The 12,908-nt window shown below is 66.7% G+C and carries 15 protein-coding genes; 9 read left to right on the forward strand and 6 right to left on the reverse strand.

The window, feature by feature from the left end:
- Nucleotides 1-205: 205 nt before the first annotated feature.
- From ACQP2T_RS54825 to ACQP2T_RS54855, 7 genes are all read left to right on the forward strand, one after another.
- Entirely contained in the window at nt 206-1,063 is an 858-nt protein-coding gene (locus ACQP2T_RS54825) for a helix-turn-helix domain-containing protein (RefSeq protein ID WP_433512701.1), read from the forward strand.
- 26 nt (nt 1,064-1,089) lie between these two features.
- Nucleotides 1,090-1,335, forward strand: a complete 246-nt coding sequence (locus ACQP2T_RS54830) for a DUF397 domain-containing protein (protein ID WP_433512702.1) — start codon at nt 1,090-1,092, stop codon at nt 1,333-1,335.
- A gap of 344 nt (nt 1,336-1,679) precedes the next feature.
- Nucleotides 1,680-1,919, forward strand: coding sequence for a putative ATP-grasp-modified RiPP (locus ACQP2T_RS54835; protein WP_433512703.1), 240 nt, complete (start codon nt 1,680-1,682; stop codon nt 1,917-1,919).
- A complete protein-coding gene (locus ACQP2T_RS54840; protein WP_433512704.1) occupies nt 1,919-2,653 on the forward strand; it encodes an ATP-grasp ribosomal peptide maturase in 735 nt (244 codons plus the stop codon). The genes ACQP2T_RS54835 and ACQP2T_RS54840 overlap by 1 nt, the downstream gene beginning before the upstream one ends.
- Complete coding sequence (tgmC, locus tag ACQP2T_RS54845) at nt 2,650-3,801, forward strand: ATP-grasp peptide maturase system methyltransferase (protein WP_433512705.1); 1,152 nt, start codon at nt 2,650-2,652, stop codon at nt 3,799-3,801. The genes ACQP2T_RS54840 and tgmC overlap by 4 nt, the downstream gene beginning before the upstream one ends.
- 299 nt (nt 3,802-4,100) lie before the next feature.
- Complete coding sequence (locus ACQP2T_RS54850; protein WP_433512706.1) at nt 4,101-4,430, forward strand: PadR family transcriptional regulator; 330 nt, start codon at nt 4,101-4,103, stop codon at nt 4,428-4,430.
- An 8-nt stretch (nt 4,431-4,438) separates the two neighbouring features.
- Nucleotides 4,439-5,314 (forward strand): hypothetical protein, encoded by an 876-nt coding sequence (locus ACQP2T_RS54855; RefSeq protein WP_433512707.1) that lies wholly within the window; start codon nt 4,439-4,441, stop codon nt 5,312-5,314.
- Nucleotides 5,315-5,590: 276 nt separating this feature from the next.
- Here the strand turns inward: ACQP2T_RS54855 and ACQP2T_RS54860 are convergent, their stop codons facing one another.
- From ACQP2T_RS54860 to ACQP2T_RS54875, 4 genes are all read right to left on the reverse strand, one after another.
- Nucleotides 5,591-6,331, reverse strand: coding sequence for a hypothetical protein (locus tag ACQP2T_RS54860; RefSeq protein ID WP_433512708.1), 741 nt, complete (start codon nt 6,329-6,331; stop codon nt 5,591-5,593).
- A gap of 180 nt (nt 6,332-6,511) precedes the next feature.
- A complete protein-coding gene (locus ACQP2T_RS54865) occupies nt 6,512-7,126 on the reverse strand; it encodes a TetR/AcrR family transcriptional regulator (RefSeq protein WP_433512709.1) in 615 nt (204 codons plus the stop codon).
- A gap of 6 nt (nt 7,127-7,132) precedes the next feature.
- Nucleotides 7,133-7,606 (reverse strand): nuclear transport factor 2 family protein, encoded by a 474-nt coding sequence (locus ACQP2T_RS54870; protein WP_433512710.1) that lies wholly within the window; start codon nt 7,604-7,606, stop codon nt 7,133-7,135.
- Nucleotides 7,607-7,884: 278 nt separating this feature from the next.
- Nucleotides 7,885-8,535 carry a class I SAM-dependent methyltransferase gene (locus ACQP2T_RS54875; protein WP_433512711.1) on the reverse strand — a complete coding sequence of 217 codons (651 nt, stop codon included), beginning with the start codon at nt 8,533-8,535 and terminating at the stop codon, nt 7,885-7,887.
- Between the two features lie 61 nt (nt 8,536-8,596).
- Between ACQP2T_RS54875 and ACQP2T_RS54880 the strand changes: the two genes are divergently transcribed.
- A complete protein-coding gene (locus ACQP2T_RS54880) occupies nt 8,597-9,235 on the forward strand; it encodes a TetR/AcrR family transcriptional regulator (protein WP_433512712.1) in 639 nt (212 codons plus the stop codon).
- Between the two features lie 185 nt (nt 9,236-9,420).
- On the opposite strand, the gene ACQP2T_RS54885 is transcribed toward ACQP2T_RS54880, so the two are convergent.
- Nucleotides 9,421-9,966 carry a CGNR zinc finger domain-containing protein gene (locus ACQP2T_RS54885; RefSeq protein ID WP_433512713.1) on the reverse strand — a complete coding sequence of 182 codons (546 nt, stop codon included), beginning with the start codon at nt 9,964-9,966 and terminating at the stop codon, nt 9,421-9,423.
- 82 nt (nt 9,967-10,048) lie between these two features.
- Between ACQP2T_RS54885 and ACQP2T_RS54890 the strand changes: the two genes are divergently transcribed.
- The gene (locus ACQP2T_RS54890) at nt 10,049-11,281 is read left to right on the forward strand and encodes an MFS transporter (protein ID WP_433512714.1); all 1,233 of its coding nucleotides are present in this window, start codon (nt 10,049-10,051) and stop codon (nt 11,279-11,281) included.
- A gap of 268 nt (nt 11,282-11,549) precedes the next feature.
- Here the strand turns inward: ACQP2T_RS54890 and ACQP2T_RS54895 are convergent, their stop codons facing one another.
- Complete coding sequence (locus ACQP2T_RS54895; RefSeq protein WP_433512715.1) at nt 11,550-12,581, reverse strand: helix-turn-helix transcriptional regulator; 1,032 nt, start codon at nt 12,579-12,581, stop codon at nt 11,550-11,552.
- Nucleotides 12,582-12,908: the final 327 nt, after the last annotated feature.

Here is a 12,908-nt window from a genome sequence, read left to right on the forward strand (position 1 = left end):
CTGGACGGCTTTCCACCGACTCCGGTGGTCGCGACACGGAGCTTTCGACGAGTTCTACCGCTGCGGTCGTCACAGACCGTACGGGTGCGGAATCCTTGAGCCGATGGTGCTCGTACAACAAGGCGCATGTAAAGCGTTCTCTCGGAACAGTTCCAAAAATTGCTGTTCCAAGCGGCCGACAATTGTCGACATACGAGGTGAGATCGTGGCAAGCAGATTGTCCTCCCCGACGGTCCGCCGGAGGCGACTCGGTGCCGAGCTCAAGGCACTGCGAATCGCCGCCGGCCTGAATCGCGACCAGGCCGCGGAGCATCTCGGGGTAGCGCCAAGCACTATCACAAAGGTAGAAAACGCGACTTCAGCCGCGCGCCCCGCCGATGTCGCCATGCTCATCGACTTCTACGGAGTCGATGAGGAACGCAAGGAATTCCTTATTACCCTGGCCCGCGAAGCACGCCAACGCGGCTGGTGGCAGGACCACAAGAAGGCGATCCGGCCGTGGTTCGAGACCTTCGTCGGGCTGGAGTCCGCAGCGATCGAACTGAGACCGTACGACTCCGAACTGATCCCCGGCCTCCTGCAGACGGCCGACTACTACAGGGCCCACCTCAGTACGACACCCATCACCTTCAGCGCCGAAGAGGTCGAGCAGAAGGTGGCTTTTCGTCTCGCCCGCCAAGAGCAGTTGGCCGATCCGGACGGACTCCGGCTGTGGTCGATCATCAACGAAGCATGTATCCGACGCATGGTGGGCGGCAGTCCCACCATGAAAGCCCAGTTGAGGCACCTCGTCGCAGCCACCGCACGTCCCAACATCACGCTGCAGATCCTGCCGTTCTCCGCCGGTTCCCACCCTGCCATGGACGGGAGTTTCGTGATCATCGAGTTCCCTGAGCGGACGTCTCCTGATGTGGTTTATCTAGAGAGCCAGACAGATGCCCGTTATCTGGAGGAAGCCGAGGTCGTTGACCGATATAACGTGGCTTTTAACCACCTTCGAGCTAAGGCACTGGACCCCGGCGAGAGTCTGCGACTGCTCGTCCAGGCGGAAAAGGATCTCTGATGCACACATCAAGCGAAGGAGCAGGCATGGAGATCGACCTGTCCCAGGTGCGTTGGCGCAAGCCGAAGCGAAGCAACGCCGATGGAAACTGCTTCGAGGCAGGACTCGTCCATGTGCCTGCCAGCGCGGGCCTGCACAAACACGGCCATCTAGTCGTCATTCGCGACAGCAAGGACCCCGACGGCCCGAAGCTGTACTTCGACAAGGCCGAGTTCGCTGCCCTTGTGCTCGGCATGCAGGACGGCGAGTACAGCGATCTGATCTCTGTCTGACCGGATGAGGTCCGCTGTTTAGAGGGCCATTCGCATCGCCCCCCCGGCCCTCCCTCTCTACATTCCGAGGGAGGGATTTTGCCTTCTACCCCAAAAGTCAGAATCGTGGAACCGTTCCCAACGAACTTTTTTCAGCGAACGGATGGCGAGTGGCGCAGCGCTCTCTCTACGGTGAAGGCGTCCCTCTTCCAGACGCGAGGTTTTCTCCCCTGGAACCCCCGATGCTGGGACTCCCAATGCGGATTTCATCGCTATACGCGCACCCGCTCTACTTCGGAGGCTTTATGCGCCTGTCCCCTAACGCTCCCGCGAACCAGAGCTTCGTTCCCTGGGGTCTGAGCCAGATGGCCCCCTTCCCACCCCGAGCCGAAGGGCCTATCACCCGCTACCGCATCAGCATCGACCCTGTCACTCAGAAGGGCGTCTACCTCGACCCGGTGACCAACCAGCCGATCGAGGCCGCCGGCAAACATGGCTCCAACGTGCAGCAGGCCACCCCTACCGCGCCACCCACTCCAGATGGCGACGGCACTAGGGATGGCGGTGGCAAGCCGGACTCCACGACGGACTGGGTGTCAGACTGATGCCAGTCCCCGCGCCGGTCTTGGTGGTCGCCTGCTTGGAAGACCCCACCGCTGACCTGGTGCTGGGCGAGCTCTACGACCGGGATGTCCCGGTCGTGCGGTTCGATCCCGGCGCCGACTTCCCCCGCCATGCTGCGCTGGAGACCTTCATTGACGGCACGGGCATGAAAGGTTCCCTCGGAACCCAGACGCGCGACCTCGATCTGGCCGGTATCCGCGCCGTCTACTGGCGTCAGCCAACGCCTTATCGGCGACCGGGAGACCTCGACAAGTACACGGGAGCCTGGGTAACTGACCAGTCCCGTTTCGGCCTGGGCGGTGTCATGGCCGCGCTGCCCGGAGCCTTCTACCTCAACCACCCCTGGCGCAATCGCGATGCCGAGCACAAGCCCGTCCAACTCGCCACCGCCGACGTACGCGTGACCATGGTGGGCGACCAGGTGTTCCCTGTACGCATCGACGGAGCTCCTGGCCTGGACTGGCGCCACGACTACCCCTCTCTGACCTACCAGGGCGTCGAGGCGCCGACCGCCGTGATCAAGAGCATGCGCGCTTACCTCGACACCTTCGGACTCGTTTTCGGGGCCTTCGACTTCTCTCTGACCCACGATGGCCAGTGGGTGTTCCTGGAGTGCAACCCCAACGGCCAGTGGGCGTGGTTCGATGAGCCCATCCCGCAGCAGATCTCCAGCGCGATAGCCGACCATCTGACCCGTGCGAGGAAACTCACGTGACCATCGCAGCCGCCCAACTCCGGCAGGAACTGGCCGAACTCCTGGTCGCCAAGGGATCTCTCACCGACGCCCGTTGGGCAGAGGCGGTCAAAGCTGTACCGCGCGAGCTGTTCCTGGGAGAGGCGCTCTTCCGGCCCACCGACGGCACGAGCGGGACGCTGTGGGAGCCGGTCCAGCGAGTGAGGACGTCCCACGAACAGTGGCTGCGCATGGCCTACGAGAACCGGACATGGGTCACGCAGGTCGATGGGGTCATGGCTGAGGCGGCCAAAAGCTCGCCGCCAGGACCGCCCACATCTTCCTCAACCCTGCCCAGCCTGGTCGTACGCATGCTGGAGGCAGCCGAAATCGGCGACGGGGACAAGGTGCTGGAGATCGGCACCGGCACGGGCTACTCCACGGCCCTCCTGTGCCAGCGCCTCGGGGATGGCAAGGTCACGTCAATCGAGTACGACCCTGAGGTGGCGGCCCGCGCTGGAACGGCCCTCGCCGCCGCTGGCTACACACCAACGCTGATCGTGGGTGATGGTCTGGCCGGATACGACAAGAACGCCGAATACGACCGACTGATCGCGACCTGCTCCGTCCGATACATCCCGGCTGCGTGGCTGTGGCAGGTGCGCGACGGCGGGACCATCACCGCGCCCTTGTCCGGCTGGATGGGCGGTACGGCTCTCGCGCACCTCACGCTGGCCGACGACGGCACCGCGACCGGACGCTTCCTGAGCGACGAGTTGTCCTTCATGTTTGCCAGGCCGCACGACCGACCGCCGCGCTCGCACTACCTGATCGGTCTTGGCGAGCAGCGCGAGAGCGTGAGCGATCCGCACGTTCTGAACGACCCGACCGGCCTGTTCGTGGCCCAGCTCGGGGCCCCGTCGGCGGAGAAACTGGGGGCGGCTGACCGGATCATCCTTCTGGACGTGGCGACCGGGTCGCAGGCCACCACCGAGCCGTCGCCGGACGGAGGCTGGCTGGTACGCCAGCACGGGCCGTTGAAACTGTGGGATGGCGTCGAAGTGGCGGTCTCGACCTGGGAGGCGGCGGGGAAGCCGCACCGGTCGGGGTACGGCCTCACGGTCACCAGGCAGGGGCAGAAGGTGTGGCTCGGCGATCCCGACGGCCCCTCGTGGAACCTGCCCGCTTGAACGGGGCCCCGCTCTTCCATGAATCCATCTGACTCCATGCCATCACCCGCCCCAGCTCGGCATCCATGCCCACCAGACGGGATTGCCCCCGATCACTTCACGAAAGACAGTCGGGCTTCCCGGGTGGCTCGATCCGGTCGGGCCCCATGCCCCTCCCGCCATGTCATGGTTGTGCCACGGCCGCAAACCGACGATCGCGCCGCCGATCAACGGTGACATGCGGCAGACAAGGCACACACCTTCAGCCGGCTTCGGCGATCCGACTTGCTCAGTGAGACTTACTAAGTTTTACTGAATACATGGCAAGGAAGAAGCAGGAGCTCGGCCGCTTCACAGACGTGGCGTTGCTGGTGCTCATCAGCTTGGCCGAAGGGCAGAAGCACGGATATCGGATGATCAACGACATCGAGGAGTTCTCAGGGACCGCGCTGGAGCCGGGCACGCTCTACGGGGCGCTGATGCGCCTGGAGGAGCGTGGTTGGATCGAGCCGGTTGAGTCGGCCGAGCGGCGCAAGCCGTACCGAATCACCGACGGCGGGCGAGCGGCACTGAGCGAGCAGCTCGCCACGCTGCGGCGCATCGAGCAGGCGGGCGCCAGGCGTACGGAAATCGCTTGGGGGCTGGCATGATGCGGGCCGTGGCCATCGCGATGATCAGCCTTTACCCGAAGGCATGGCGGCAGCGTTACGGCGAGGAGGTCGCCGATCTGATCGAAGCGCGGCCGGCACATGTACGCACGGTGGGCAACCTGGTCATGGGTGCGGCCGACGCATGGCTCCACCATCGACGCGTTCCGGGGGCCGGCTCCTTGACGGTTCCTCTTGCTGCGATCTTGGCCTGCGCGGGAGCCGGCCTCCTGCTCCTGTGGAATCCGGGTCTGCGCGACGCGGCTGACCTGGCCAGCCTGCACGGCGTGTGGGCCGAGGCTGCCAGTAAAGGCACGCTCGCCGAGAGGATGCATGGCCTGGCTCGACTCCTGTACGCCACAGCGGCTACCGCGGCCGTGCTCTCGGTAGTACCACTGATCTTTACCTGCCTCACCGCAAGGCGCCGCTCGGAGGACAGGGTCACGCGGATCATGGCGGGGCGGGTCTTCGTGACGGCCCTGCTGCTCGCCGTTCCTGTCGCGGCAACCGGCCTGGGCTTCGTTGGCATGGCCTTCCTGGAGGTGGGTTATCCCGTCGGGCCGCTCGGCGAGGCGATGGTGGGCGGCTTCCTCGTGCCGATCATCATGGCGACAGTGCTGGCGCTGCCCATGATGGCGGCGGACGTGCCCTCACTCGGGTCATACGTGCGCGGCACCGGCCGGATCCTCATGGGGGCGGCCGTCACCAACGTGGCCGCCTGGTCGTGTGTCGCGGTCTTGCTGGTGATGGGACTGGAGAAGGCGTCGTGGTCGTTCGTGGCGATCATGGCGGGGAGCGCCTTGGTGAGCATGAATATGGCCGCACTGGTGGTCAGGGGTGCGCTAGGGCGCGGCAAGACCGTACTCAACCGTCTCAATCCCACTTGATTGGGGTCTGCGCACCTCGGCTACGTGATGTGCGTCACCATGTCGCCCGTGGTCACGCCCATATTCACCGCTAGACCGTTACGAAAGATCACGCGGATGAGGCGTGTCGGTGATCGTTGAACGAAGAGGTCTCCGGTAGTTGGTTCGAGGAGCACGAAATACCGGAGACCTCGTGGCGAGCGCAGTGATGACGAGGCGGCACGACTTCACTGACGCGCGGTGGGCTGACCACCAAGACGTAGTCGCGCGGACCCGTGTGGGGAGCGTCAGGAGTTCTCAGCACACATGCCCCGTCATGGTCGTCGCCCAGCGCATACCTGCGACCATGTGCTCCAGGTAGCCCGCGTCGCTGACCGTCATCGCGATCTCTGCATAAGGGAGCTTGGCGAAGGAGCGGTCCCTCAGCAGATTCCATACGCCATAGTCGTCCAGATCGGCGGGGCCGTCTGGCCCCTCCAGCTCCCAGGGCTCGTTCGGGTGCTCCAGCGCTGCGACCTCACTCAGTAGCGGGACGTTCCGGTAAGGGCTGATGTCGTAGGAGGTGATGATTTCAGCGGCGCGTTGTGAGAACTCCTCGGCATCGCCGGACGTCGTGACGTAGTTCGAGATTCCGTCATAACCGCTACCGCCGTCCAGCTGGTACACGTCTTTCGCTTTGCGCCTGGGCTCGAGCACGGTGTTGCCGTCCTCCGCGAGCAGGTATCCGTCTTCGGTGACCCTTATGTGCGTGCCGAGGATGAGTTCGTAGAGTTTTGCGAACTCGCCCCTCAGGCGCATGCCCGCCGCGATGTCCTTGCCCTCCTCTCCCGAGAGGGGGTATCGGTCTCCGCCGCGCTCCTCATCGTCTTCGTTGTGCAGAAACCCGTGGTCCAGGTGCCACCAGGCGTCCACCAGGAGAGACAGAGGGAAGACGGTCTCCTCCGGCACGGACGGAACATCGGGGTTGATGATGTGCACCCTCCCACGGAGGGTCGAGCCCTCGACCGATTCGACGGATACGGTGAAGATACTTGTCATGCCGGGCGCCCCTTCAGCCGGAAACGGTGGTCACACTTGATCACCAGTCAGTCTGGATAGTAGGCGTCCTTACCGACACTCGTTTCCGCGTCATACACGCGAGCCAGAAGACCGGCTGACTTCTCACGGTGTGGCGGGACCGCCGGGCCAATCGGCGCGGGCGAAACCCCCGGTGTCGGGTCATCGAGCGGTGAGTACGTGTGCCCACGGCTCATCGATGTCGGCCAGACCCAGCACGGCGACCACGTTGTCGAGCATTCCGGCGCCGAACCAGCGCCGGACGGCGTCGTCGTCGCCCAGCAGGCGCCGAACGGTGTCAACCTGCTTGGCGTAGCACCGACGCACGGCCTCCCCTACTAGGGGCTCGCCGGCGGCACAGTTCGCGTGCATGAGGAAACGCAGGATGGTCCGGTCCGCGACGAGCGCGGCGTAGGCGCCGCGCGCCGCGTCCAACGCCGCCTCGGGCGTTAGCCCGGCCCCACCCGACACCGCCTCGGACGTCGGCCCGGTCCCACCCGACGCCGCTTCGGACGTCGGCCCGGCCCCACCCGGCACCGGCGAGTGCGCGACCAAGGTTTCGGTCATCAGGACGGACACGTGGTCGACCACCGCCGCGAACAGCGCTTCCTTGTTCGGATACAGGCGATAGAGATACGGCTGAGAGATGCCGACCCGCTTGGCCACCTCGTGCGTCGTCGTACCGTAGAAACCCCTCTGCGCGAAACTCTCCATCGCGGCGGCCACGATGGCCCGACGTCGTTCGTCGCTCTTCGTGCTGGTGCCGGCGGCGGGCATGGACCCTCAACCTCCAAACGTCACGCTGAGCTCAGGGTCGGACGGCACGTCGTGCGGTGTGAGCGCCTCGATCGCCACCAGCGGGTTCCAGTAGTCCAGGTAGTGGGTGATGCGCGCGTCGCCATCGGTCCGGACGACGGAAACGCACCTCTGCTCGTACGGCTTGCCGGTCGGCAGGGCGGTGCCCGTCGAGCGGAATTCGGCGATCACGAGACTCGGATCGACCGTCGGGTGGAACACCAGGTCGACGAACTCCACGTCGAAGGTCTCGGGAAAGTTGCTCATGTGCGCCAGCAGTGCGTCTCGCCCCGTCACCCGTTGAGGCACGCCGGCCGGCGCGAACGGGAACTCGAGCACCGCGTCCGGGGCGAACAGCGTCACCCATTCGTCGGTGCGTCCTGCGGCGGTAAGGCGCAGGTGCTCGGCCACGGTGTGCTGGGCAGCGGCGCGGCGGCTGGCGTCGTCTTGCTCGGCTGTCATATCCACTCCTAAGTTAGTTATCAACCAATAACATACCAGCCGCTGCTGCCAGGTCGAGTGCTGACATGCCTAGTCGCCCCCGCTCGGGTCGGCTCAACCAACCCCAAAATAGCCCTCTGCAATGCCTCGGTGGCGTTACGTAGCGGCCAAAGACGAGCGGTATCGGACCGTAGCGCTCAGGGCCGCCCGGCACGTCGACCACCACGCCGCCCAAGCTTGACTTGCTCGGGCGGCGTGAAACTTTCCACAAACCTACAGAAACCCGCGACCAGAGATTGCTAGGCGTCGCGGCGCAGCGTGAACCAGAAGGTCGGCACCGAGTTGGTGCCCGGTGTGACGTCGAGTAGTTCCCAGCCGGGGAACCTGGCGCGGAGCTCGTCGGCCGTGACGCCCGCCGCCCACGACCTGACCTCGGGGATCGGACTGCCGAGCGGCTCAGGGCCGTACCCGAACATCAGCAACCGTGCTCCAGGAGCGGCGCGGTGAGTGAGCCCGGCGGCGTAGGCGTCGCGGCGGTGCAGCGGGACCCCGCAGTAGCAGCTCAGGTCGAAGAACAGGTCGAACGGCCCCGGCACGTCCAGCTCGTCGAGGCGGGTGGCGTCTCCGTGCAGCAGCCGTACCGCGACTCCCGCCTTCGCGGCCTTCTCTCTGGCCTGGTCGACGGCGCGGTCGATCAGGTCGACAGCCGCCACCTCCCAGCCGTGCCGTGCGAGGTAGGTGGCGTTGGTCCCCGTGCCGCAGCCGAGTTCGAGGGCGCGGCCGGGCGGCAGCGCGCCGTGCCCCTCTACCAGGGCGACCAGCTCGGGCGGCGTCACGCCGGTATCCCACGGCGGCTTGCCGGTGCGGTAGTAGCCCTCCAGTGCGCGGTGGACGGACTCTTCCTCCGGGTCTCGCCGCGCTGAGGCCAGGTCCGGTTCTGGCTGATCCATCGTCTCCTCCAGAAATATAGAGTTGAACTCTAGTGACATACTCTAGAGATATACTCGCAATATGGACCAAGTCAAGCGGCCGGACAAGCGAGCCGAGCGCTCACGCCGCACCCGTGAAAAGGTCGTCGAGGCGGCTCGCGAGCTGTTCGTCGCGCAGGGTTATGGGGCGACGAGCCTGCAGGAGGTCGCGGACCGGGCGGGCGTGGCCGTCCAGACGGTCTATTTCGTCTTCCGCAACAAGCGCACGCTGTTCAAGGACGTCGTCGACACATCCATCGCCGGGGATACCGAGCCGGTCGCCACCATGGATCGTGAATGGTTTCGCGCCGCCTGCGCCGAGCCCACCGCAGCCGGGCAATTGCGCGCACACGTCCACGGCACCCGCGAGATCCTGGGCCGGGTCGCCCCGATCATGCCGCTGATCGCGGCTGCCGCGGCCACGGACCCTGAGATCGCCGCACAGTGGCCGGACGGCCCCGACCCGCGTTACACCGTGCAGTACGCGGCGGCCGAAGCCCTGACCCGCAAGCCCGACACCCGTCCCGGCCTCTCCGTCGAGATGGCGGCGGACCTGCTGTTCGGCCTGCTCAGCCCGCAGCTCTACTTGATCTTCGTCCGCGACCGCGGCTGGTCACCGGACACGTGGGAAGAGTGGGCCCGCACCGCCTTGATCTCCCAGCTCTGCGCCGACCTCGGCTAAGCGGATGGACCACTGGCCTTGTCCAGATGGATGTTGTCGCGATCGAAGCCCGCGCACCGTTGCTCGACACTGAGCTACCACCTTGTGACCGCAAAGAGTGGCGACGGTTACTCAGCGCGCCCGCCGGCCCGGTCCGGCAATCGGCGTGAGCGACCCGTCTCATCAGCGGATACGACAATGCTTGATCAGGTTTGGCGGCGGCTGCGGTAGGCGGCGGTCTTGGCGCGAGCCGTACATGCAGCGCCGCAGTAACGGCGCGAGGCGTTGCGGGTCAGGTCGATGTAGACCGCATCGCACTGACGTGCCGCGCACTGTCCGAAGCGGTCTGGGCCGTAACCATCCACGATGAGGGCCAGCGCCGTGGCGAACTCGCCGCCCAGGGCCTCCACCTCAGTGCCGTCCGAACCGTGGAAGTGCAGATGGAACGGCTGACCGACATCCTCGACCAGGTACGGCTGCGCGCCGTACCTGCGGATCATGGCGTTGATGCGGGCGGCCTGGTCCGCTGAACGCTCGGCCAGCAGCACCTGCCGCAACCCGATGGCCAGCTCGGCCAGGTGCCGCCCCGAGTCTGGCACCGCGCGCAGGGCCTCGCCCGTACGGTCACCGAGCTGAGCGGCGAACGTCGTCGCGAGGCGCTCACCTGTCAGCGGCTGCACCGAGGCGCCACCTCGCCAGCGCGCCGTGGCCAGATTGACCAGCTCGGCGATCAGCGGAGCCTGCCGGGTCACGTTACAGGCTATTTCCACTTGACCAGTAACTCGCTTTCGTGTGTCATAGGCAAAATTCAGTTAGATGGTAACGGAGTTTGCCATGCTCGCGCCCTATCGCCGCCTGCTCGCCCATCCAGGCGTCCCCCACCTGCTCGTCGCCGGGCTCATCGTCAAACTGGGCACGCCCGTGCTGAGCCTCGCCCTGCTGCTGACCGCCGTCGACCGGCTCGGCTCCTACGCCACCGCCGGGCTCGTGCTCACCGGCCACGCGCTGGCCCTGGCCATGTGCGCGCCGCTCGGCGGACGCATCGCCGACCGGTATGGCCCGCGCCCGGCCCTGACCGGCTACCTGGCCGCCCACGCCCTGGCCTACACCCTCCTCCTGCTCGCCCCGCCTGCCCTGATGATCGGCGCCGCCGTACTGCTCGGCGCCACCACCCCGCCCGCCGGATCAGTCATCAGAGGCGCCTGGCCACGCCTCGTCCCCGCCGCCTCGCTGCCCGCCGCCTACGCGGTCGACAACGCCGTCAACGAGCTGACGTTCATCGTCGGCCCCTTGCTCGTGCCGGTCCTGACCCTGGCCGTTCCGGCCCACGGCGTGGTAGCGGCCGCCGGCGCCGCCATCCTTCTCGGCACCGCGCTGCTCCTGGCCTCCCCTGCGATACGGCAGGCGGTCCCCACCCCGCCGGTCAGATTCAGCCTGGCCGGGCCGATCACCCACCGGCCCACCCTCCTGCTACTGACCATCGCCGCCTTCGGCACCTTCACCTTCGGGTGCCTGCGCATCGCCACGGTCGCCTCGGCCACCACCTTCGCCTCGGCCGCCTCCGCCGGCGTCCTGATGGGCCTGCTGTCGGCCGGCGCCTTCCTCGGCACCCTCGGGTACGGCGCGCGGGCCTGGCCCATCACCGGCGGGCGCCTGCTCGTCCCACTCTCGCTCGCAGAGGCCGCCATCCTGCTCGGCGGGGGCTGGGCACCCGGCTTCGTGACGCTCGCCATACTGATCACTTTGGTCGGGCTGGTGACCGGGCCGCGCGACGCCGTCGTGCCAGCCCTGCTCGCCGACCACGCCCCCACCCACTACCGCACCGAGGTCTTCGCCTGGCTCAACACCTTCACCTGGACCGGCTACGGCCTGGGCACCGCCGTCGCCGGCCAGCTCACCGGCCCCCACGACACCGGCGCCACCGCCTTCGGCATGGCTGCCGCAGCAGCCGTGGCATGCGCGATCCTGTCAGCCGCCGCCAACCGGATCGCCTCGCCCTTGCCGACGCCCGCCACGGCGCCAACCGGAGGTCCTTCCTCTGAATCTGATCACATAGCTGACAGCTGAGACCCAGATGGGGCTGCGGTGTGTAAAACCCGGGACCGTAGCCCTCCTCCGAAGCCAGGCCCGGACACCGACCGTAAGCAGCTGCCTGACCCTCAGTACACGGAGTTACTTCGGGGCTGGTGGCGCGGACGCGAGCAGAGAGCCCTCAGGGAACCCACGGCTTATCTCTTAGTCCGCGTCCCCGCGGTCTGCGGGATTCCCGTGCCCCGCTCTCAAGAGGCGCTGTCCACAAACCAGGGCCACCCCCAAGGGTGCACGCATCCACGAGTCAGCCAAGAAAGCGGGCGAGAAGTTCATCGCGAGCGGTCACGCCGATTTTGCGGTAGATCGCCGTGAGGTGGTCGTTGACGGTATAGGGCGACACCTCAAGACGGCGGGCGATCTGCTTGGTCGGCAGGCCGTTCAAGGCGCATCGGACGACGTCCTGCTCCCTGGGAGTCAGGCCGTGCCAGGCGGCCACCGCGGGCAGCAGGACGGTCGCGGTGGCGGGTTCGATGGTGAGCGCCACGTCGCACCCCAGCAGGGAATCGACGGGTTGCGCGTGCAGCGCGACCCAGCCTCGGGAGGTGGGGATTCGGCTCAGCGCGGGTCGGGCACTCTGCCGGGAGACAGAGATGGCGTGCCAAGCGACGCCGCAGGTCAGTTCGTAGTCGGTGACCGGCGATGAGTGGCAGGCCAGTTCGCGCAGCCAGCTGTGGCCGGACGGCGTGGTGGCGGTGATCGTGTCGTCGTGACCGACGAGGACGACGCCGGGAGGCCATGGCGGCCCTGCCCACCGGACGGCGTTGGCCGCAACGAATCCCTGCAACGCCTGTGCCAGTGATGGCGCCAGACTGGCTGCGTGGACACCGTCGATGGCGGAGAACGGCCTACTGGTCAGCTCGCGCAGCAGCGACAGCGAACCCCAGACTGTTCCGCCGGTCGCCAGCGCGATGCGGAGTTCGCCGCCGAAACCGTCTGCGGCCATGAGCTCGTGCACCCGCGCGCTACGCCGATAGGCGGGCAAGTCCGCGCTGAGCACCACCACCGGGTTCGGACGCTTGGCCAGGCCGTCAAAAGGATCGGGGTCGAGGGTGTCGTCGGCGGATAACCGCCGCGCGGCCGCCACGCTGTAGCCGTGTTCCGCGGCCCGGAAGCAGACCACGCCGGTCACCGGGTCGAATCCCACGAGCATGTAGCCGTCGTGCGGCACTAGAGTCGCGATCAGGCTTGAGATCACCGCGCCGAGCTCGGCCGCGTTCCCGGCCTGCGCCGCCGCCGGGGGCAGGGTGCGACCGATCGACTCCGCTCGGTGGCTCATGGCTCAGAGTGTGCATCCTCGCCATCCCTGACCCGAGGATTTCTGCGCACTCGGAGTTTCTCGACATTTAGCGCCAAGGCACTTGTTCGAGCCAACGACGGGACACCGAGTTCCGCGCACCACACGCGGCTACCGGCTCGCCACCTGATCAACACATGACCTCCCGGGCCGCACCATAGATGAGGATGGGGCGGCCAGCTGCCGGAGCGTGAGGTACCGCGTCACTAGAACGATCAACGAGGCGGTATCGGCCGAGCATGGGTAGCTGGGGCATCGGCATGCCGTGGGCGAAGCGCGCGGCGGAGCCGCGCCCAGAAGGGCGTCCGA

Origin of the sequence: Nonomuraea sp. CA-143628 (assembly GCF_050942315.1) — a bacterium.
Taxonomy (GTDB): domain Bacteria; phylum Actinomycetota; class Actinomycetes; order Streptosporangiales; family Streptosporangiaceae; genus Nonomuraea.